A 20,562-nucleotide genomic window follows, 5' to 3' on the forward strand; every position below is an offset into this window, starting at 1 on the left:
ACTATGCTTGATTTCTAAAAATTATTCTTTTACACGTTCCATATAAGAACCCGAAGCAGTATCTACTTTAATTTTATCACCTTCATTAATAAATAAAGGAACATTAACCTCTGCTCCTGTCTCTACTTTTGCTGGTTTTGTAGCGTTGGTTGCCGTATTTCCTTTTACACCTGGCTCCGTATACGTAACCTCTAAAACAACACTAGCAGGCATATCTACAGACAAAGGCATGCTATCTTCTGTATTAAAAAGAATAGTAACTACTTCTCCTTCTTTTAAAAGGCCTGGCGCATCTAATGCACTTTCTTCTAAGGTTATTTGATTATAATCCTGTGTATTCATAAAATGATACGTCTGACCTTCAGGATATAAATACTGATAAGAGCGTGTTTCCACACGAACATCCTCTATCTTACTACCTCCAGAAAAGGTATTATCTAAAACCTTACCCGTGGTCACACTCTTCAATTTTGTACGTACAAAAGCAGGTCCCTTCCCTGGTTTTACATGTAAAAATTCAATAATTTTGAAAATATCGTTGTTGTAACGAATGCAAAGTCCTTTTCTAATATCTGATGTTGACGCCATAATTATAATGCTATTTGTTACTGATGATTTCTAATTAATCAACTAAAAATCATCAGTAAGCTTTAATGTTATTTTATAAATTGAAAGTTAGGTTAATTATTACTAAAATAACCTTTCATTATTCCACGCTGAGAATCTCTAATAAATTGGAGAATTTCATCACGCTCAGGAGTAGCTTCCATTTCTGCTTCTATAATTTGAACAGCTTGGGAATTATTATAGTTTTTTTGGTATAAAATTCTATAAATATTCTGCACTTCTCTAATCTTTTCTGAGGTAAAGCCTCTTCTTCTTAGCCCTACCGAATTTATTCCTACATAAGAAAGCGGTTCACGCGCAGCTTTTACATATGGAGGAACGTCTTTCCGAACTAAAGATCCACCAGTTACAAAAGCATGCTGCCCTATAGATACAAATTGATGTACTGCAACTAGTCCTGCAAGAATCACATTATCTCCAATAGTAACATGCCCTGCTAAAGTTGAATTATTAGAAAAAATACAGTTATCCCCTACTAAACAGTCATGGGCAACATGACAATAAGCCATGATTAAACAGTTTTTTCCAATAACCGTTTTCATGCGGTCTGAAGTTCCTTTATGAATGGTTGCACATTCTCTAATTGTGGTATTGTCACCAATTATAACCGTAGTTTCTTCTCCTTGATATTTTAAATCTTGAGGAGGTGCTGAAATTACCGCTCCGGGAAAAATATTACAATTTTTACCTATTCGTGCGCCTTCCATTATCGTTACGTTAGAACCAATCCACGTACCATCGCCAATAATAACATTATTATGAATGGTGGTAAAAGGTTCTACAACTACGTTCTTAGCGATTTTAGCTCCTGGATGAATATATGCCAGTGGTTGATTCATTCTATTTCTTTTTAGCTATTTGCGCCATTAATTCTGCTTCACACACCAGCTTATTATTTGCATAAGCATACGCTTGCATGTGACAAATACCTCTTCTTATTGGCGTAATAAGGCTACAGTGAAAAGTCAATGTATCCCCTGGAAGTACTTTTTGTTTAAATTTCACATTATCCATTTTCATGAAAAATGTCAAGTAATTTTCTGGATCTGGAACCGTACTTAATACTAAAATACCTCCAGTTTGCGCCATAGCTTCTACTTGCAAAACTCCTGGCATTACTGGTGCACCTGGAAAATGACCTACAAAGAAATTCTCATTCATTGTAACGTTTTTCATTCCCACAACATGCGTATCAGAAAGCTCTAAAATTCTATCAATCAATAAGAACGGAGGCCTATGAGGAAGTACTTCCATAATTTGATGAATATCCATCAATGGCGGCTGATTCAAATCATATTGAGGAACTTTATTACGCTTTTCTAATTTTATAATTTTCGACAGTTTTTTTGCAAATTGTGTATTTACAAAATGACCTGGCTTGTTGGCTATAATTTTACCACGAATACGCGTACCCGCCAAAGCTACATCACCTATAACATCTAACAATTTATGGCGCGCTGCTTCATTAGGATGATGCAATGTTAAGTTATCTAAAATTCCGTTTGGTTTAATAGACAGCTTCTTTTTATTAAAAGCCTTTTCAAGCTTTTTCATCGTTTCATCAGAAATCTCTTTATCTACGTAAACTATAGCATTGTTTAAATCTCCACCTTTAATTAATCCGTGCTCTAAAAGCATTTCCAATTCGTGTAGAAAACTAAACGTTCTAGCCTCTGAAATTTCTGCTTTGAAATCTGACAACTTATCTAAAGTAGCATTCTGTGTTCCTAATACTTTGGTCCCAAAATCTACCATAGTCGTAATCTGATAATCGTCTGAAGGTATTACCGTAATTTCACTACCGGTTGCTTCATCTTTGTATGATATCACTTCTTTAACTACGTATATTTCTCTTTCAGCTTCTTGCTCAACAATCCCTGCTTCTTCAAGAGCTTCTACGAAAAATTTAGAAGAACCATCCATTATCGGTGGTTCTGGAGCATTTAGCTCTATTAAAACGTTATCAATCTCTAACCCTACTAATGCTGCAAGAACATGTTCTGATGTTTGAATTTTAACGCCTCTTTTTTCTAAATTGGTCCCTCTCTGAGTATTTACAACATAAGCTGCATCTGCCTCAATAATAGGTTCTCCTTCTAAATCTGTTCGTTTAAAGGCATACCCATGATTTTCAGGCGCAGGTACCAATTTCATTGTAACGTTCTCTCCTGTATGCAATCCTACACCAGATAAAGTAACTTCTTTGCCAATTGTTCGTTGTTTATTGCTCACGGCCAATCTTTTTTTCTATTTCGTTAATCCTATTAATAATCTTCGGTAAATTTTTAAAATGTACATAAGACTTGTTATAATCGCCATATGTTAAAGCAGGAGAACCTTGTATCACTTCTCCAGTTTTTATATTTCTTCCAATACCAGATTGCGCTTGTATACGCACATTATCTCCTATGGTGATATGACCTACAATACCTACTTGACCACCAATCATACAGTGTTTACCTATCTTCGTAGAACCAGCAACGCCAGTTTGTGCAGCAATTACAGTATGCTCTCCAATTTCCACATTGTGAGCAATTTGTATTTGGTTATCTAATTTTACGCCTTTTCTAATTATGGTAGACCCTAAGGTAGCTCTATCTATGGTAGTCCCGGCACCTATATCAACATTATCTTCAATAATAACATTACCTGTTTGCGGCACTTTTTTATATTCGCCCTCCGCATTTGGCGTAAATCCAAATCCGTCTGAACCCACAATAACCCCACTATGAATCACGCAATTATTACCAATTACAGATTCTGAGTAAATTTTAGCCCCTGCGAAAACAATAACATTATCTCCTAAGCGCACATTGTCTCCAACATAAACATTGGGATATATTTTCACCTTATCGCCTAGTACTACATTTTCTCCAATATAAGCAAAAGCACCTATATAGCAATCTTCTCCGTAGGTAGTAGATGCAGCAATAAATGACGGACTCTCAATACCCGTTTTATTATTTTTTACTTGATTGTAATATTCTAATAATTTCGAAAATGACTCATAGGCATCATCTACTTTAATGAGTGTAGTTGATAAATCATGTTCTGCTACAAAATCTTTATTCACTATAGTTATAGAAGATTTGGTAGTATATATATGTTGTGTGTATTTCGGATTTGCTAAAAAAGTAAGAGATCCTTGCTCTCCTTCCTCTATTTTAGCCAATTTATCAACCGCGATATCAGGATTACCTTCCAGTTCTCCTTCCAAAATACCCGCAATTTGACTAGCTGTAAATTTCATAAAGGCAAAAGTAACAAAAATAGTTAAACAGTAAGTTTAGGATAACAGATATAATACTTGGTGGTAATTTTAGAAACTGTTTTCAAATTTAATTGATCAGAAGCCTTTACAACATCAGTAACTTTTCCATTATCATTTAATATTTTAATATTTTGTTTTTTAGAATCATAGGTCTGATTTTGAACGATTCCAGAGTATACAAAATAATTTACATCTTGCTCATTCAACTGGTATTCTTTCATAAAAATAGCACGTTGTTTCGCTAATTTTTTAAGGCTGATGGGCTTATTTTTTATCTTAATCTGCAATAATTCCCTATTTAAAATCATTTCAGAAAGTTTAGAGAGCGTAAAATCTGACGAATTCTGCCATTGTTTAATTGCAGATAAAATATCTACATCATCTAGCGAAGCAAAACGATTTAAATTTGATGCGGTGAAATCATCTTTACCTATTTTATTCGTCATAAAAAACATAAGCGCATCGCTACATGCTAACTTCTCCCCTCTTGCTAACAGCTCTTTTGCTCTTTTTAAAATACTTATAAGTAGCTGTTCTGCCACTAAACCTGTTTTATGTAAATATACCTGCCAATACATAAACCTCCGAGCCATGAGAAACTTCTCCACAGAATAAATCCCTTTTCGTTCTACTACAAGCTCGTTATCTACTACATTCAACATGGTAATTAAACGTTCTGAATTAATGTTACCTTCCGCAACACCCGTGTAAAAGCTATCTCGCTTTAAATAATCTAAACGATCTATATCTAATTGACTAGAAACCAATTGATTTAAAAATTTCTTAGGATGCTCCCCTTTAAAAATAGCAATAGCTGTCTCTAGTTTACCTTTAAATTTTTCATTCAAAGATTCCATGAATTGTAGCGAAATATATTCATGACTCACCCCTTCAACAATACTATGTTCCATAGCATGCGAAAAAGGACCGTGACCAATATCATGCAATAAAATAGCACAAAGCAAGCCTTCCTCTTCTTTTTCAGAAATATCAATGTCTTTTATTCGAAGAATCTGTACTGCTTGTTGCATAAGATGCATACACCCTAAAGCATGATGAAAACGCGTATGGTGTGCCCCCGGATATACCAAATAAGACATGCCCATTTGAGATATTCTACGTAAGCGTTGAAAGCTAGGTTCAGCAATCAAACTAAAAACTAAAGGCGTAGGAATGTTAATAAATCCGTAAATAGGATCATTAAAAATTTCAAGTTTCTTTAACTTTATCAAATTAAAATGATTTGTTAGCTTCAAAGTTATACAAATGATCTTTAAGTATACCATTAAAAAGCCAGAATATTAGACGGTCTAAAAGGCTTTGAATAGATTTATACAAAATACATGAATAAAATAACGATACTTTGGGTAGATGATGAAATAGATTTATTAAAATCTCACATCCTATTCTTAGAAAGTAAAAATTATATAGTAATCACCTGTAAAAGCGGACAAGAAGCTCTTGAAGAAGTAGCCAAAACTCGTTTTGATATTGTTTTCTTGGATGAAAACATGCCAGGAATCTCTGGCCTAGAGACCTTAACGGAGCTTAAAGATATAGACGCTACCCTGCCCGTTGTAATGATTACGAAGAGTGAAGAGGAATATATTATGGATGAGGCTATTGGTTCTAAAATAGCCGATTACCTTATTAAACCTGTTAATCCTAATCAAATATTACTATCACTTAAGAAAAGCTTAGACAACTCCAGATTAGTATCAGAAAAAACTACAGCAAATTACCAGCAAGAATTCAGGAAAATTGCAATGGATCTCTCTATGGTAAATTCCCATAGTGAATGGACCGATTTATATAAAAAACTGATTACTTGGGAGCTTCGCTTAGAAGAGATTGAAGATTCTAGCATGTTTGAAATACTAGAATCTCAGAAATCTGAAGCCAATAACCATTTTGGAAAATTTATTGACAAAAATTACGAAGACTGGTTTAATGTTGAAGACGGTCCCGTTTTATCACATACAGTGTTTAGAGAATTAGTAAAACCAGAATTGAAAGAACAACCTACATTATTAGTTGTTGTAGATAACTTGCGTTACGATCAGTGGTTAGCTTTTGAGGACACCGTCACACCCTTTTTTAAAAAGAAAAAGGAAACGAGCTATTTCAGTATCCTACCAACGGCAACACAATATGCCAGAAATGCCATATTCTCTGGTCTAACACCTTTAGATATGGAGAAGAAATATCCGGATTGGTGGAAAAATGATACTGATGATGGAGGCAAAAATTTGTTTGAGGCCGAATTTTTAGGAGCTCAATTAAAGCGATTGGGCTTAGACTTAACTTGGGAGTATCATAAAATAAGTAGTTTAAGACAAGGGAAACAATTGTCACAAAACTACAAATCACAAAAGAAGAATGACCTTACAGTCATCGTTTATAATTTTGTTGATATGCTTTCTCATTCTAAAACAGAGATGGAAGTTATTAAGGAACTTGCCTCTAATGATAAGGCTTACAGATCATTAACGCAGAGCTGGTTTAAAAACTCTCCGCTACTAGAAATCATTCAACAAGCACAAACTATGGGTCAAAAGCTGATTATCACTACAGACCACGGAACAATAAATGTGAAGCAGCCCTCAAAGGTAGTTGGTGACAAAGACACGAGTTTAAATTTAAGATACAAAACTGGGCGTAGTTTGTCTTACGAGAAAAAAGAAGTGTATGAAGCCACAAAACCTAGTGATATATTTTTGCCTACCATTAATATGAGTAGCTCATTTATTTTCGCAAAAAACGATTCCTTTTTTGCATATCCAAATAACTACAATCATTATGTAAGTTATTATAGAAATACATACCAACATGGAGGTGTTTCATTAGAAGAGATGATCATCCCATTTATAGTCCTAGAACCGAGGTGAATTTTGTTGATTTAATGAATTTAAAACACTAGAATAGAACCTATTCTACATAATTTCACAGCTTATTTCCTACCGATTTGTGTAAAACACACGAAAAGAGTGCATTTCATCTAATAAATGGGGAATAATGCATCACAGTTTAACGAATAATACCTATATTTACTATAGTTTCAACTAAAAACAATAGTTATGTTCAAAACAGTAGATCGATTGATGCAGTTCATCAAACATGCAGGTATGAGTGCCCGACAATTTGACCTTTCCATAGGTGCAAGTAATGGTTACACGTTAAGAATGCTAAAGAACAATGCCTCAATAGGGAGTGACGTTATAGAGAATATAGTCGCTACTTACCCTAATTTAAACTTAGTTTGGTTAATAACCGGCGAAGGAGAGATGTTAAAATCTGATGCAAATTCTTTAAATTTTAACCAATTACCGAAGGAAAAACAATCGGAAATTGAGCAAATTATTGAGCGCAAGATTAGAGAGCGTCAAGAGAGAGAGTTACGTAGTCTTTTAAAAGATGTAACTGACGAAATTAATGCTATGGAAGACAAGAATTAAATGTCATCTATAAAATTACGCCTTGACTTTCAATGGCTTTCTTAAGCTCATTTAATCGTTCAAAATAATCCTCCTCTTTCATCGTTTCCTTTTCGGATTTTAAGTCTTGAAATTGGAGGATTAATTTAGTTCCCCCCAACTGACTTTTTTCAATGAGCTCCAAAATTGCATTCATTTTTTCATTCACCACTTCATTAAGATACTCTGCCCTAGTTTTGTAATTGATCCACTTTACCAAAAAGAAGATCAACACAAGCAAAGGAACTATGACCGGTATCGCTTTGAAAATTTCGAATTCATCAAATGTTGTTTCCCTACCTATTATTACTTCATAAAGCTGAAGTCCCACTACACTTAAATGAATTAACACTGCATATCTCCAAAGCTGCTTTGAAGTTACAAACCATATAAAAAGCAATACGAATATGGTAAGCTTAAAACTTACCAACCATATATAGGTCTGAAAATCACCCTCTGGAATTTTTAATTTTAGATTAATCAAAGAAACTTCGTGCAAGGTAACAGGAACCCATTTATAAGAAAAAGTAAGCAGTGGCAACAATAAGACTAAAAAAAAGAGAAATACATTTTTCGTATTTGCAGTAGCCATATATATGGTATACCTAGTAGTAATGTCATGAGACAAAGTCTGCAATTCTTTTAACCGTCGGTCTAAAGAAAAAATAGTTTTAAAGGTTATATCTTCCTTGTTAATCTTGCTTTCAATAGTCTCATTTTTAGCTTTGTAATCCTGTAAACTAAGTAATTCTTTTAAGATATTAATCTGGGTTATGTTTGCAGCTGCTATTCTGTACTTCTTCATTTTTTTATCAATATAGAAAAGCAATATCAAATGTAGAGGAAATACTACAAAAGATAATATTTCCGACAGAATTACACCGTAACCAACTACATTAAACGCACCATAAACTTGATAATAACCAATAAAAATAAATACTATCAAGGCGTATTTCCACTTATCAATCGTTGTCAAAAAAATAAAAGAAACTAATAGGGCTAGATGAATTTTGGAAAAATAATGCCAAATACTGTATTCTATAGTATCGAAAAAAACGGGCGTTATTTCAAAAAAGGGTGTTTTCCATACGGCCATATCTTTAAAAAAAAGATAAGCATACATGAAAATACAAAGCAATAAAATAAAAAAAGTAACAATAATTTGGAAAGCTACCTTCTTTTTAAAATATAAATTCATACGTAAGGATTCTATACTTTATTATATGTACGTAGAATTAAGGCTACTGGTATGTTTAAAAGTTAATCTGTAGCTATTTTTCGTTCAATAGCAGCTTTAATTCTTAAAAGTTCCTTCTGATACGCTGCTTTAGAAAGATCTGATTGATTCTCTCGCAATGAAATTAATTCTGCTACTAAGGTGTCTTCATGCTCTTCCAGTGCATTGATTGACGTTAACACCTCCTGAATCTCCTGTTCTATCTCTTCATTTAAAATCTCATTCTTACTTTTATATTTAATGATTTTGTGTAATAATAGAAATGTTAATAATATTGGAATCATAATGGGAAGTGCTGTCAAAAGTTCATTTTCATCAACTTTGGATGCTGTAGTATCTAAAGCCTGCGCCATTTGAAATACAGCTATGATAATATTGAAAAAAATCCCATATTTAAAAATTGACTTCGTTGTAAAGAACCATATACTTAACAAAAAAAAGTGAAAAAATTTGATAGAAAAATAATATAAAAAGACAAATGCGCTATTGAAATGAGTATCATAACTAAATGAGCCTATTCTTAATACACTATCCCCGGCTTCTGGAAGAAAAACATAAATTTTTAACAAAATTGGCGCGATTATTAATAAAGTCGCTATTATATAATCTATTTTATAATTGTTCTTTATTATTAGCAGTTTAAATACAAACTTATGATTACGCGTCAAGTGAAATTGTAATATTTTTATTTTATTAATGAACCAATCATTTTGATTTTTCAATAAAATTTCCCTTTCATGTTCAGCAATAATTTTTTGTTTTGAATTAACTAAACTTTTTTCATTAGTATAAGTTGATATTAGTTTTATGATATCAAACGTTATCATATGAATTGTATTAGCCCTATAAATTTTTGAAGTACGATGTAAAAAATGTAAGACTATTACGTAGACAATCCCTATCCCAACTCCTACAGAAACGTAATTTTCATTTGCCCCCAAAACACTTTCAAAAACGGAATAAGCTTGAAGAGAAACCAAAATAATTGAAGGAAATAAAAAATATCGCCACCAATCTAAAATTGTTAGAAACCAAATAGATAAAAAAGCAATAATATAAAACTTACCGAAAAGAAAAAAAATAAACAAATGTGCGTTTTTAAAATTTTGAATTTTAAATGAAAAAAAACACAATTCAATCACTTTAGTTTCTGGAATTACTAAGTAAGTATACATAATAAAAGGCAAGCAAAATACTATAATAGCCAAAAGTAAGTTCAGCTTTAATAATTTCTTAGGTATGATTTTCAAATTCTGAAATGGGTTATATTTAAAAAAGATTAATTAAAATTACTAGTTTGCAATTTAGCTTTTATAATTTTCAATTGTTCAAAATAGTCTTTTTCGGTAAATTTATGTTTGTTTGCTCTTAATAGTATCAGTTCATTCACTACGTTATTCTCTAAAACTTGTATCGTACTTAGCTCTTCTATTACTTCTTGTATCTCTTGTTCTATCTTATCGTTTAATAAATCATTCCTACTCTTATATTTAATGATTTTATGCAGCAATAGAAAAATTAACAAAATTGGAAGCACCACAGGTAAAGCCCTAAGTAATTCACTCTCATCAACTTTAGACGCTGTATTATCCAAAATTTGGAGTATTTGAAATAATGCTATAATTATATTAAAAAAAACTCCATACTTCAATATGGTCCTTGTGGTAAAAAACCAAATACTCAACATATATATATGAACAAATTTAATGTTGAAATAGTAAAAAAATAACCTTAAACTTTCAAATTTGGTATCGTAGCTAAAGTCCATTACTCTAAATAGACCATCAGCATTTATAGGTAAAAAATAGTAAGCATTTAAGATAACTGGAGCTAGTAGTAATAAAAAAGCAATTAAACATTCAATTTTAATATCTAATTTCTTAATAAAATACATATAAACGAACTTCCCATTATGTGTTACATATGATTGTAAAGTTCTTATTTTGTCATTTAACCTGTCAATTTGATTTCCTATGGAAGTTTCTGTCTCTTTCTCAGCAATAATTTTTTGTTTTAATCTAACCAGCTTTTTTTCATTAGCATAGCTTGATATCAATTTTATAATATCAAACGTTAACATATGAATAGTATCAGCTCTATAAATCTTTGAAGGACGGTGTAGTAGATGCAAAACTAAAATATAAAGTACTCCAAGACCTAACCCAATAGATAGGTAGTTTTCTCCAACACCGAAGGCTCCAACAAAAATTGTGCATGCCTGTGAAAAAACTAACACAATGGTTGGAAACAAAAAAAACCGCCACCAATCTGAGATGGTAAAAAACCAGATACTTAAAAATAAAATCAAGTATATTTTACCTAGAAAGAAATATAAGAAAGATTGAACGTCCTTAAACTTAACTATTTCAAATGAAAAGAACCAACAATCTAATATGGTAGTTTGTGGAAACAATAAGTATACATACAGCAAAACCGGTAAACAAAATACTAAAATAGCTAAGAATAGATTTAGCTTTAATAATTTCTTATGCGGAATTTTCAATAGGGAACTTTTTTGCCATAAATATATACCTTAAAATTGTATGTTCTAAAAATATGATATGGAAAAGGAATATAAGCAAAAAGAAATTAAAGAAATAGCCAAGTTAATTATCAACCACTCGCCTTCTAAAAAAATATGCTTTCATGGCGAAATGGGAGCTGGTAAAACTACCTTAATAAAAGCTATTGTAAAAGAACTTGGCGGACAAGGGGAAGCAAGTAGTCCTACTTTTGGAATTGTGAATGAATATAATGATGCTCAAAATAATACGTTAGCCTATCATTTTGATTTTTATAGATTAAATGATGAATCTGAGGCCTTAGATTTTGGCGTGGAAGATTACTTGTACTCAAATCATTGGGTTTTTATGGAATGGCCAGATAAAATTGGAAGTCTAATTCCTGAGGATGCTACTCACCTATCCATTTATATACGGGATACCACTACCAGAATCCTTAAAATCCCATCTTAATACCTTTAAGTATATTATTATGAAAAGTTTTAAAAAATAATTGCAACGCTTAACCCGCGGTTTTATTATGTTTATTCTGTTAAAAAAAAATTTTATCGACAATGTGTAGGTTTTTAATGTTAAAATGCTTAATTTAACATTGTGAGAAAGTAATTAATGTAAATATTTTCTTACGTTTGTATCAAAATCAAATAAAAACCAACTAAAATTATTTAACGATGAACACAAAAAAATCCCTCCTAGCAATCGCAGTAATCGCATTATTCGCATTATCTTCTTGTACTTCTACAAATTCAAGTGATGATGATAAATTATATGAGAGAAGTTCTATCGATCGAACTGAAATACCAATTCCTGATGAAAAAAATAAGAATTAAATTTTAAACAAAGATTTCTATATTAAAAAGCAACTTATTCTAAAATAAGTTGCTTTTTAAGTACAATATTATACTGCGTTTTTAGTTAGTTATATAAAGTTTTTTAAAATGAATAACGATAAGGCGCGAATTAGAAAGAAGTTACTGATTGAAGGTTCACTTGCTCTACTCATCTCTCTTTCTGTGCTTATATTTTACTCCTATAAATATATACCCAATAGCTCTGAATTAGAAACATGGAATTTTTTTGGTATAAATTTCACAAAAAATGGCTACAATAAAATCTATATTGCTATCTATTATTATCTAGGTAAGTTTGTTCCTTTATATTTATTAGTTATTTGGTTTATAACTTGTAAAAATTGGTGGTATCACGCCATACTAATACCAATAGCCATGTATGCCTTTCAACTTTTTATAGGTCTTTATGGTAGTTCTTCAAGCAAAGTTGACGAAAACGAACTCCTGTATTTATTGGGCGTCTGTATGGTAATCATACCTATTGTATATTTTATCCGCGTTAAGTTATTTGATAAACATGTGCATGGTATAGATTTAGATGCTATTGATGCAGAACTTAAAGAATACAAGGAACGAGAACGCTTGCAAAAAGAACAAGACCTAAAGGGTAAAAAGTTGTAAATTTGCTTTTACTATTATTTTAGTAGTATTAGTTTGTCAATTTTCATTGACTAATTTTTATATTTACAGCAAATGGATAAACCTACGTCGCCCTTTAGCAAACAACAGTTACTTCCACAAGAAGAAACCCTTGAAGTATTACGCCAAAAAGGAGAACTCTTCATTGGAATTCCTAAAGAAAATCAATATCAAGAAAAACGTATTTGTTTAACTCCTGATGCCGTAAATGCTATTACTGCAAACGGACACCGTGTTTTACTGGAAGCTGGTGCCGGCGAAGGAGCCAATTTTACAGACGTAGAATACACCAATGCAGGTGCCGAAATTACGAGAGATACCAAAAAAGTATTTGGCTGCTCTATCTTATTAAAAGTAGAGCCACCTACCCTTGCGGAGTTGGAATTAATGAATCCGCAAACCACTATAATTTCTGCGCTTCAAATAAAAACACAAACTAAAAAGTATTTTGAAACACTTGCTAAAAAGCGCTTAACAGCAATTGCTTTTGAGTATATCATGGATGATGACGGCAAATATCCTGCGGTACGTTCTTTAAGTGAAATTGCTGGGATTTCATCTGTCCTCATCGCATCAGAAATAATGTCTAACACCAATAATGGCAACGGACTTATGTTTGGTAACATAAGCGGTGTTCCTCCCGTAGAGGTGGTTATCATAGGCGCCGGCACGGTTGGAGAATTTGCAGCACGATCCGCAATTGGCTTGGGCGCAAATGTTAAAATCTTTGATAATTCTATTACCAAACTCAGAAATATACAATCACATTTAAAACAAACCGTTTACACATCTACCATTCAACCAAAAAACTTACTCAAGGCTTTAAAGCGTTGTGATGTTGCTATTGGTGCTACTCGCGGAAAAGATAGAGCTCCAGTTGTAGTCTCACAAACTATGGTTGAAAATATGAAAAAAGGGGCTGTGATTATTGATGTGAGCATAGATATGGGTGGTTGCTTTGAAACAAGTGAAGTTACCAGTCATGACAAACCTATTCTAGAAAAATTTGGCGTAGTGCACTATGCGGTACCAAATATCCCCTCTCGTTATCCTAAAACAGCATCTATATCTATTAGTAATATATTTACGCCTTATTTATTGAAAATTGGAGAAGATGGCGGGGTAGAAAATGCGCTTAGATTTGATAAAGGCTTGAGAAACGGACTCTATTTTTACCGAGGAATACTTACCAATAAAACTGTTGGCGAATGGTTTGACCTTTCTTACAACGATATTAATTTTCTTATTTTTTAATTCTACTGTATGTCATTTTTAAAACGATTAGGCTTCTTTTTATTCGGCCTATCTATTGGTTTAGTGTTCTTAACGATATTTCTTAAAAATAAAGCTAAAGAAACAGGTACCGAATTTTGCTATCTTCCTAACTGCCGTGTTCTTAAAGATCTTCGGTCAAAATCATACTCGTATTCAGATGAAGTAGCCAGAATGGTGCAAGCTGGTGAAATAGATTCTATTCAAATAAAATCTTTCTTTACCGATGGTGAAGTCGATTTTGAACACAGCGATACAAAATCTACTCCTTGCAAAACCTACACCATAGAGCATGAACAAAAAAGTGGCGCAATGAAAACATTAACGGTTACCAATTGCCCCACTAAAATTGTTATAGAAACAATTAAATAAGCGAGTGCTTATATTTTTCTACGTTTACGTTCTATTTTAAGTAAATTTAATTCGCGACTGGTTTGCCCAGCCACTGAAGTATTTTCCTCTGCCCTTCTAATTAAGTATGGCATAACATCTCTTACAGGCCCGAAAGGCAAATACTTAGAAACATTAAAACCACTCGCAGCAAGATTAAATGAAATATGATCACTCATACCATACAACTGACCAAACCAAATACTAGGATTATTAGGTGCTAAGTTTTTATGGTTCATTAAATCTAACATTTTATAGCAACTCTCCTCATTATGAGTTCCCATATAAATAGACATGGTATCTAAATTTTCCAACATGTATGCCACAACAGTATCATAATTAGTATCGGTTGCTGCTTTAGAACCACAAATTGGAGATGGGTAGCCTTTTTCTAAGGCTCTTTCATTTTCCTTTTCCATGTATGCACCACGAACCACCTTCATTCCTATTTTGAATCCGTCTTGCGCAGCCCTTTGTTGCAATGCCTTTAAATAATCCAAACGATCCCAACGGTATAGTTGCAAAGTATTATACACAACAACTTTCTCCTTATTGTATTTGCGCATCATTTCTTCGGCAAGTTCATCTGCTGCGTCTTGCATCCAACTTTCCTCTCCATCTATCAACAAAGCAACATCTAAGTCATAAGCCTTTTGACAGGTTTTCTCAAAACGCGCTACTACTCTATCCCATTCACTTTGCTCTTCTGCCGTAAATGGTTTTCCTTCTGTCTTTTTTTGAAACAGTGAAAATCTACCGTACCCTGTTGGTTTAAAAACTGCAAACGGAATTGCTTCTTTTTCTTTTACAAAATCTAAAACTTTCAAAATCATTTCTAAAGCTTCATCCAAAGGATCTTCCGTATCTTTTCCTTCTACCGAATAATCCAAAACAGAACTCACGCCTTTTGTAAATAATTTATCTACAACAGGCAAACAATCCTTTTCACTTATGCCTCCACAAAAATGGTCAAAAACGGTAGCACGTATTAAACCTTCTACTGGCAATTTAGCTTTGATTGCGAAATTTGTCATGGCCGTACCAATACGAACAAGAGGTTCATTTGCTATCATCTTGAACAAAAAATAAGCTCGTTCTAACTCTGCGTCCGTTTTCAGTGCAAAAGCTGTTGCAGTATTCTCAAAAATAGATTTCATTTCTAATAATTTATTAACGAATCAAATATAACTACTCCAAATGTATTCTTAGAACTAAAAATAGTCTTTATTTTGTAGTGCTTTTAAATTTACACTCCTTTCTAAAGTAGTAGATTTGAACTAAAAGCTATTTAATATTAGGTTACCAAACAAAAAATACACTAATGACTTCTATAACTTCATCTTCTTACGCTGTACATTTTAATGAAAATGCATACACACTACTAAATGAACATTTAAGCAAAGCTAATTACTCAAAGATTTTTATTTTGGTGGATGAAAACACTCATAATTGTTGCTTAGCTCCTTTCATGTCTGAAATTCATGGCGATTATGATTTTGAAGTAATAGAAATAGAAGCTGGTGAAATAAATAAAAATATTGCTACATGCACACAAGTTTGGGAAGTTCTCTCTGAATTGGACGCTGATAGAAAAAGTTTAATGATTAATGTTGGAGGTGGTGTTGTTACAGATCTTGGTGGATTTGTTGCATCAACATTTAAGCGTGGTATAGATTTTATCAATGTTCCTACGACCCTTTTAGCTATGGTTGACGCTTCCGTAGGCGGAAAAACGGGTGTAGATTTAGGCTCCTTAAAAAACCAAGTGGGTGTAATTAATCAACCAGAAATGGTTTTAGTTGTTTCTAGTTTTCTACAGACCTTAGAAAAACGTCAAATGCAAAGCGGATTTGCAGAAATGCTTAAACACGGTTTAATCAAAGATAAAAGCTATTGGAATGAGTTAAAGGCTTTAGATTCTTTAGAAGCTATTGACCAACTCATATACCATTCTGTAACCATTAAAAATGAAGTTGTTCTTCAAGACCCAACAGAGCAAAACATCCGTAAAATACTAAACTACGGACACACCTTAGGGCACGCAGTAGAATCTTACTTTCTAGACCATCCAACGTATGACTTACTTTTACATGGTGAAGCTATTGCTATTGGTATGATTCTAGAAGGCTACATATCACACAAGATTACCGGCTTATCCAAAGAGGAATTAGCGGACATAAAAACTACTTTTTTAAGTAATTATCCTAAAGTAAGCTTTAGTACTGAAGATATTGAGGCTATTTTAAAATTATTAAAGTTCGACAAAAAGAATTCTCATGGGAATATTAATTTTGTACTCCTAAATGCCATTGGAACACCAGAAATAGATGTAAAAGTAACACAAGAATTACTAGAAGAATCTTTTGCTTACTACAAAGATTAAGCATTACACCTACTAAAAAACAGTATTCTACAACTCTTAGTTACTACAAGAAATAAAATTATATAGTTTAGGTATATAATCAAAAACCAACCAAACTATGTTACGTAAAATTGTAGATTACAAGAAATTAAACCATGAAGTTGCCGCATTACTAATTGAAAGTTACCCTCACGGATACGGTGATTCTGACATCATAGGATTCAAAAACATGCAGGGCGAATTAATAGAAGCTGTAGAGGTAAAAACTCAAGACATCATCTATTTAATAAAAATTAGTAAAAGTCTTTCCAATTTCATTGCCAACTTTGATGACACCATTGAAAAGGAATTATCGGTTGAATCAAAAAATGAAACTAATGATGATTCTGAAACTGAAATTCAAGAGCATACTTTTGAAAATGAATATGAATCAGAAGAAGGTCTTGATTAAAGGTACCGCTCCTCTATAATTCTTTTATGATGGTTTAAATGTCCAGACAAAATAAAACCAACTGCACCAACACTCATAGGCGATTCACTTGCAACCCCCCGCTTGTGCAAGTCGGCCTCCGAAAAAGAATTGAATAAAGCAATACTCGATGTACGTACAGCTATAAACTCTTCTAGTAAACTCTCTTTAGTTCTTTTACTTGCATTAGCTGCCACCACGTAATCATCTTGATCAAAACCAGGAAAAGAAGCTTTATCATTCCTAGAAAAACATAAAGCCCTGTATTGAAATACACGTTCGGTATCAATAATATGCAAAAGCGCCTCTGCTAAGGTCCATTTTCCTTCAGCATATGCATAATTAAGCTTTTCATGAGGAATGTAACTCACAAATTCTTCAAATTTTAATAATCCATTAGCCAATTCTCCCCTTAAAGAAACTTCGCCTAAAGCATTTATATACGTTTGATAATAGGGATTGTAGTCTTCTATCTGTAATTCTGATGTTTTCATAGCTATAAATTAAAAAAAATCCCAATGAAAATAATTCCAATGGGATTTTGCTTGATTATTTGTTTTGATGTGATTACATTTCGTTGAAAATGGTATGCATCAACCTTTTCTTATCATTAATGCTTTCTTCTAAAGAAATCATTGTTTCTGTACGGCTAATACCATCAATATCATCAATTTTAAAAATGATGTTTTTTGCATGATTCGTATCTTTAGCTCTAATTTTACAGAAAATATTGAATTTACCTGTAGTAATATGTGCTACCGTTACATTTGGTATCTGATTCAAACGCTCTAATACAAATTTTGTTTGATGCGTTTTCTCTAAGAAGATACCCACATATGCTATAAAAGCATATCCAAGTTTAACATAATCTAATGTCAATGATGAACCTTTGATGATACCTGCTTCTTCCATTTTCTTAACACGTACGTGAACCGTACCCGCTGAAATCAAAAGTTTCTTTGCGATATCTGTAAAAGGAGTTCTGGTATTGTCAATTAACATATCCAGAATCTGGTGGTCTATTTCGTCTAACTTAACTTTTCCCATTCTATACTATAATTTGAGGCAAAAGTAACGAATAAAGAAATTAAATTCAATAAATCTTATATAATTTTAACAAAAACGTAATGTTTTAGTAGTATTAAAAAAAAAAATTCATTTTTTTTAAATTAGATTAAAAATTTCTTTTTGCCTCTTTAAAGCATCTATATCTTTACTATTCAAGCAATTATAGGTTTTATGACCGTAAAAATTGCTCAAATTTCCCGTTTTTTCAACAAATGGAACAAATGTCAATGCACCGGATTCGAGAGTCTCTTTAAACAAAATACCAATATCTGTTCCTATTTGTAAGCTTTTATTTACAAAATCGGCATTTTTAATAAGAATATCATAAAATAATTTACCATTTTCTGGTATCTCGAAATATTCTTTTTGGGAATAAGAGGCAATATCCTGATTTGCAATAACCTGACACCCTTTAACAATAGCGCAGAAAATGTACTTTCTCGTTTCCTCCCTTTCATAATCGCTAGGAAAGTGACCCGACTCAAACAATATAGTAGGTCTATTAAGCATTTGAAACGTATCTCCTACACAGTTAGCATTAAAACCATCATCATACCTACCCACTTGGCCAGGTATGTATTTCTGAAGCTCCTTATTCATTGCCACTATCAATTGCATGCTTACACCTCTAGAGGCAGATATATTCCGTTCTTCATCATGAGAGGGTGCTAAAAATGAAACTGTAGCAGGTTTAGAGGTTACTCCAACATTAAATATGGTACGTTGATCATGAAGATTAAAACAATAGTCTGGCTGAAATGATTCATAAGTACCTCTAAGGACTTTGCTTTCTGGCTGAGACCTATCTTGAGCATCTCTGTTTAAATCTACCTCATTAGCATTAATTCGCGTATAGGCATCTGCACCATCAGGATTAAGAATAGGTATGATTTTGAAAGTACAAGATGCCAAAAGGTTTTTTGCAATCTCTGAATTAGAGCCTATAAGGTTTAAAAAGTCCAATACGGCTTTTGTGGTGGTAGACTCATTCCCATGCATTTGAGACCACATCAAAATTTTAAATTTACCCGTTCCAAAAGTCACAGATTTTATCTGCTTGCCCAATACAGATTCTCCGATTACTGCAATTTCAAATAAGTCACTTAAGCCATCTAGAAAAGGAAATAACATATCATTTGTAACATACCTTCCTTGAATAGACTCCTCCTTAAAAGTGGCATGTAATGTTCTTAAATCTACCATAAAATTCACAACTAATTTGATACAAAAGTAACACCTTAATAATTTACATTTGTATACCATGTAATTTACATTTGTATACAGTATTTTACTATATTTGCACTGTAAATAATACAATTGTAACTTAAAAAAGAGTGTCATATAGCGAAATACAATGTTTATAGGTTATATATCCGTATTTCAGCATATTAAATTGTATTATATCAAGTGTTTATTCAAAAAATAGATTCATAAACCCGTGAAAATAGCATTTGTTTACCTTTGTAACATTTGTAACATCACATAAATTTTGTTTACAATGGTAAACTCGGAGGAATTCATAAAAAGACTAGAAAAAATACTGGAATACTATAGCTTATCCGCTGCGGTTTTTGCTGACAAAGTTTCCGTACAACGCTCTAGTATATCTCACTTACTTTCGGGCCGAAACAAGCCTAGTCTGGAATTTGTTATGAAAGTTGTAAATGCTTATCCTGAAGTAAACCTTTACTGGCTATTAAACGGAAAAGGCACATTTCCTCATAAACCCGAAAAGCAACTTCCACCACCTTCAGCCCCCCAAATCACACCTCCTCCAGCTCCCATTCCTGAGGTCAAAAAGACCACTCCTGAAAAAACTCAAGCCCCAGTTACACCACCACAACTCCCTTTAGAATTCAAAGAAAAGCTAGTTGAAAAAAAACGAGATGGAAAAAAAGTGATTGAAAAAGTTATTTTATTTTATGAGGATGGAAGTTTTGAAGCCTACCAGCTTTAACACACGTTTTAAGTCATAGCTACCCTAGTACATCCCAACAAAATTTCTTTAATTTGCACCTATGGGAACACGAATTTTATTAGGCCTAGTCTTATGTATCGTTTTAAGTGCTTGCTACCAGCCAGAACGCGATTGCAAATCATTTAAAACAGGCGACTTCACTTTTGAATACACTGTAAACGGAGAGAAAAAGGTCAGCTCATTTACAAGAACTGATGCCTACAGCATTGAACGGTATGACAACAAAGTAGACACCGCCACCGTTAGATGGCTGAACGATTGTGAGTTTATTTTAAACCCAAGTGATCAAAAAACTCCCATTCATTACAAAATACTTTCTACCACTAAAAACTCCTATTTATTCGAATATGGTATTGTGGGCAAAAGCCAGAAATCTAAAGGGACTGCGGTAAGGAACTAATTA

At 32.7% G+C, this 20,562-nt stretch carries 23 protein-coding genes and 1 pseudogene; 12 read left to right on the forward strand and 12 right to left on the reverse strand.

The window, feature by feature from the left end; translation table 11 throughout:
- Positions 1–21 precede the first annotated feature (21 nt).
- From efp to M666_RS17215, 5 genes are all read right to left on the reverse strand, one after another.
- Positions 22–588: an elongation factor P gene (efp, locus tag M666_RS17195; protein WP_024481236.1), complete on the reverse strand. Its 567-nt coding sequence runs from the start codon at positions 586–588 to the stop codon at positions 22–24.
- A 92-nt stretch (positions 589–680) separates the two neighbouring features.
- Positions 681–1,466, reverse strand: a complete 786-nt coding sequence (gene lpxA / locus M666_RS17200; protein ID WP_024481237.1) for an acyl-ACP--UDP-N-acetylglucosamine O-acyltransferase — start codon at positions 1,464–1,466, stop codon at positions 681–683.
- Between the two features lies 1 nt (position 1,467).
- A complete protein-coding gene (locus M666_RS17205) occupies positions 1,468–2,859 on the reverse strand; it encodes a bifunctional UDP-3-O-[3-hydroxymyristoyl] N-acetylglucosamine deacetylase/3-hydroxyacyl-ACP dehydratase (protein WP_029445187.1) in 1,392 nt (463 codons plus the stop codon).
- On the reverse strand, positions 2,849–3,877 hold the full coding sequence (lpxD, locus tag M666_RS17210) for a UDP-3-O-(3-hydroxymyristoyl)glucosamine N-acyltransferase (protein ID WP_029445186.1): 1,029 nt from the start codon (positions 3,875–3,877) through the stop codon (positions 2,849–2,851). The genes M666_RS17205 and lpxD overlap by 11 nt, the downstream gene beginning before the upstream one ends.
- A gap of 23 nt (positions 3,878–3,900) precedes the next feature.
- A complete protein-coding gene (locus M666_RS17215) occupies positions 3,901–5,130 on the reverse strand; it encodes an HD domain-containing protein (protein WP_029445185.1) in 1,230 nt (409 codons plus the stop codon).
- Between the two features lie 111 nt (positions 5,131–5,241).
- Here M666_RS17215 and porX point away from each other — a divergent pair, with 111 nt between their 5' ends.
- Positions 5,242–6,786, forward strand: coding sequence for a T9SS response regulator signal transducer PorX (porX, locus tag M666_RS17220; RefSeq protein WP_029445184.1), 1,545 nt, complete (start codon positions 5,242–5,244; stop codon positions 6,784–6,786).
- 189 nt (positions 6,787–6,975) lie between these two features.
- Complete coding sequence (locus M666_RS17225; RefSeq protein ID WP_024481242.1) at positions 6,976–7,353, forward strand: hypothetical protein; 378 nt, start codon at positions 6,976–6,978, stop codon at positions 7,351–7,353.
- 7 nt (positions 7,354–7,360) lie between these two features.
- On the opposite strand, the gene M666_RS17230 is transcribed toward M666_RS17225, so the two are convergent.
- The 3 genes from M666_RS17230 to M666_RS17240 all read right to left on the reverse strand — a co-directional run bounded on the left by M666_RS17230 (position 7,361) and on the right by M666_RS17240 (position 10,916).
- Positions 7,361–8,176, reverse strand: a complete 816-nt coding sequence (locus M666_RS17230) for a hypothetical protein (protein WP_151198085.1) — start codon at positions 8,174–8,176, stop codon at positions 7,361–7,363.
- A gap of 455 nt (positions 8,177–8,631) precedes the next feature.
- On the reverse strand, positions 8,632–9,858 hold the full coding sequence (locus tag M666_RS17235; RefSeq protein ID WP_151198086.1) for a hypothetical protein: 1,227 nt from the start codon (positions 9,856–9,858) through the stop codon (positions 8,632–8,634).
- Between the two features lie 29 nt (positions 9,859–9,887).
- Positions 9,888–10,916, reverse strand: a complete 1,029-nt coding sequence (locus tag M666_RS17240; RefSeq protein ID WP_151198087.1) for a hypothetical protein — start codon at positions 10,914–10,916, stop codon at positions 9,888–9,890.
- A 253-nt stretch (positions 10,917–11,169) separates the two neighbouring features.
- Here M666_RS17240 and tsaE point away from each other — a divergent pair, with 253 nt between their 5' ends.
- The 5 genes from tsaE to M666_RS17260 all read left to right on the forward strand — a co-directional run bounded on the left by tsaE (position 11,170) and on the right by M666_RS17260 (position 14,264).
- Entirely contained in the window at positions 11,170–11,583 is a 414-nt protein-coding gene (gene tsaE, locus M666_RS17245) for a tRNA (adenosine(37)-N6)-threonylcarbamoyltransferase complex ATPase subunit type 1 TsaE (RefSeq protein WP_029445180.1), read from the forward strand.
- A gap of 218 nt (positions 11,584–11,801) precedes the next feature.
- The gene (locus M666_RS20305; RefSeq protein WP_074538030.1) at positions 11,802–11,960 is read left to right on the forward strand and encodes a peptidase m28; all 159 of its coding nucleotides are present in this window, start codon (positions 11,802–11,804) and stop codon (positions 11,958–11,960) included.
- 108 nt (positions 11,961–12,068) lie between these two features.
- Positions 12,069–12,602 (forward strand): hypothetical protein, encoded by a 534-nt coding sequence (locus M666_RS17250; protein WP_029445179.1) that lies wholly within the window; start codon positions 12,069–12,071, stop codon positions 12,600–12,602.
- Positions 12,603–12,674: 72 nt separating this feature from the next.
- Complete coding sequence (locus M666_RS17255; RefSeq protein WP_029445178.1) at positions 12,675–13,874, forward strand: alanine dehydrogenase; 1,200 nt, start codon at positions 12,675–12,677, stop codon at positions 13,872–13,874.
- 9 nt (positions 13,875–13,883) lie between these two features.
- Positions 13,884–14,264, forward strand: a complete 381-nt coding sequence (locus M666_RS17260) for a hypothetical protein (RefSeq protein WP_029445177.1) — start codon at positions 13,884–13,886, stop codon at positions 14,262–14,264.
- Between the two features lie 8 nt (positions 14,265–14,272).
- On the opposite strand, the gene M666_RS17265 is transcribed toward M666_RS17260, so the two are convergent.
- The gene (locus M666_RS17265; protein ID WP_025615533.1) at positions 14,273–15,439 is read right to left on the reverse strand and encodes a proline dehydrogenase family protein; all 1,167 of its coding nucleotides are present in this window, start codon (positions 15,437–15,439) and stop codon (positions 14,273–14,275) included.
- A 164-nt stretch (positions 15,440–15,603) separates the two neighbouring features.
- Here M666_RS17265 and aroB point away from each other — a divergent pair, with 164 nt between their 5' ends.
- Together aroB and M666_RS17275 are read left to right on the forward strand one after the other, a co-directional pair.
- The gene (gene aroB, locus M666_RS17270) at positions 15,604–16,665 is read left to right on the forward strand and encodes a 3-dehydroquinate synthase (protein WP_029445176.1); all 1,062 of its coding nucleotides are present in this window, start codon (positions 15,604–15,606) and stop codon (positions 16,663–16,665) included.
- Positions 16,666–16,762: 97 nt separating this feature from the next.
- Positions 16,763–17,095, forward strand: coding sequence for a hypothetical protein (locus M666_RS17275; RefSeq protein WP_029445175.1), 333 nt, complete (start codon positions 16,763–16,765; stop codon positions 17,093–17,095).
- Here the strand turns inward: M666_RS17275 and M666_RS17280 are convergent.
- The 3 genes from M666_RS17280 to M666_RS17290 form a co-directional block, all read right to left on the reverse strand.
- On the reverse strand, positions 17,092–17,607 hold the full coding sequence (locus tag M666_RS17280; protein ID WP_029445174.1) for a DinB family protein: 516 nt from the start codon (positions 17,605–17,607) through the stop codon (positions 17,092–17,094). The genes M666_RS17275 and M666_RS17280 overlap by 4 nt on opposite strands.
- Before the next feature lie 73 nt (positions 17,608–17,680).
- On the reverse strand, positions 17,681–18,160 hold the full coding sequence (locus tag M666_RS17285) for an Lrp/AsnC family transcriptional regulator (protein ID WP_013552876.1): 480 nt from the start codon (positions 18,158–18,160) through the stop codon (positions 17,681–17,683).
- A gap of 117 nt (positions 18,161–18,277) precedes the next feature.
- Positions 18,278–19,384, reverse strand: a complete 1,107-nt coding sequence (locus tag M666_RS17290) for a M14 family metallopeptidase (RefSeq protein WP_039325999.1) — start codon at positions 19,382–19,384, stop codon at positions 18,278–18,280.
- 295 nt (positions 19,385–19,679) lie between these two features.
- Here M666_RS17290 and M666_RS20915 point away from each other — a divergent pair.
- The 3 genes and pseudogenes from M666_RS20915 to M666_RS17300 all read left to right on the forward strand — a co-directional run.
- A pseudogene (locus M666_RS20915) lies at positions 19,680–19,817 on the forward strand (transcriptional regulator); the annotation flags it as partial.
- 15 nt (positions 19,818–19,832) lie between these two features.
- Positions 19,833–20,138: a hypothetical protein gene (locus M666_RS17295; RefSeq protein WP_394331759.1), complete on the forward strand. Its 306-nt coding sequence runs from the start codon at positions 19,833–19,835 to the stop codon at positions 20,136–20,138.
- A gap of 61 nt (positions 20,139–20,199) precedes the next feature.
- Entirely contained in the window at positions 20,200–20,559 is a 360-nt protein-coding gene (locus M666_RS17300) for a hypothetical protein (protein ID WP_024481258.1), read from the forward strand.
- Positions 20,560–20,562 lie beyond the last annotated feature (3 nt).

Source organism: Cellulophaga baltica 18, from assembly GCF_000468615.2.
GTDB lineage: Bacteria > Bacteroidota > Bacteroidia > Flavobacteriales > Flavobacteriaceae > Cellulophaga > Cellulophaga baltica.

Bases quoted from the DNA above. Each gene is read 5' to 3' on its own strand.
- M666_RS17280 (WP_029445174.1), bottom strand. From the start codon at position 17,607: ATGAAAACATCAGAATTACAGATAGAAGACTACAATCCCTATTATCAA.
- M666_RS17230 (WP_151198085.1), bottom strand. From the start codon at position 8,176: ATGAAGAAGTACAGAATAGCAGCTGCAAACATAACCCAGATTAATATC.
- M666_RS17290 (WP_039325999.1), bottom strand. From the start codon at position 19,384: ATGGTAGATTTAAGAACATTACATGCCACTTTTAAGGAGGAGTCTATT.
- efp (WP_024481236.1), bottom strand. From the start codon at position 588: ATGGCGTCAACATCAGATATTAGAAAAGGACTTTGCATTCGTTACAAC.
- tsaE (WP_029445180.1), top strand. From the start codon at position 11,170: ATGGAAAAGGAATATAAGCAAAAAGAAATTAAAGAAATAGCCAAGTTA.
- M666_RS17300 (WP_024481258.1), top strand. From the start codon at position 20,200: ATGGGAACACGAATTTTATTAGGCCTAGTCTTATGTATCGTTTTAAGT.
- porX (WP_029445184.1), top strand. From the start codon at position 5,242: ATGAATAAAATAACGATACTTTGGGTAGATGATGAAATAGATTTATTA.
- M666_RS20305 (WP_074538030.1), top strand. From the start codon at position 11,802: ATGAACACAAAAAAATCCCTCCTAGCAATCGCAGTAATCGCATTATTC.
- M666_RS17285 (WP_013552876.1), bottom strand. From the start codon at position 18,160: ATGGGAAAAGTTAAGTTAGACGAAATAGACCACCAGATTCTGGATATG.
- M666_RS17295 (WP_394331759.1), top strand. From the start codon at position 19,833: ATGAAAGTTGTAAATGCTTATCCTGAAGTAAACCTTTACTGGCTATTA.
- M666_RS17275 (WP_029445175.1), top strand. From the start codon at position 16,763: ATGTTACGTAAAATTGTAGATTACAAGAAATTAAACCATGAAGTTGCC.
- M666_RS17265 (WP_025615533.1), bottom strand. From the start codon at position 15,439: ATGAAATCTATTTTTGAGAATACTGCAACAGCTTTTGCACTGAAAACG.
- lpxA (WP_024481237.1), bottom strand. From the start codon at position 1,466: ATGAATCAACCACTGGCATATATTCATCCAGGAGCTAAAATCGCTAAG.
- M666_RS17255 (WP_029445178.1), top strand. From the start codon at position 12,675: ATGGATAAACCTACGTCGCCCTTTAGCAAACAACAGTTACTTCCACAA.
- aroB (WP_029445176.1), top strand. From the start codon at position 15,604: ATGACTTCTATAACTTCATCTTCTTACGCTGTACATTTTAATGAAAAT.
- lpxD (WP_029445186.1), bottom strand. From the start codon at position 3,877: ATGAAATTTACAGCTAGTCAAATTGCGGGTATTTTGGAAGGAGAACTG.
- M666_RS17225 (WP_024481242.1), top strand. From the start codon at position 6,976: ATGTTCAAAACAGTAGATCGATTGATGCAGTTCATCAAACATGCAGGT.
- M666_RS17250 (WP_029445179.1), top strand. From the start codon at position 12,069: ATGAATAACGATAAGGCGCGAATTAGAAAGAAGTTACTGATTGAAGGT.
- M666_RS17260 (WP_029445177.1), top strand. From the start codon at position 13,884: ATGTCATTTTTAAAACGATTAGGCTTCTTTTTATTCGGCCTATCTATT.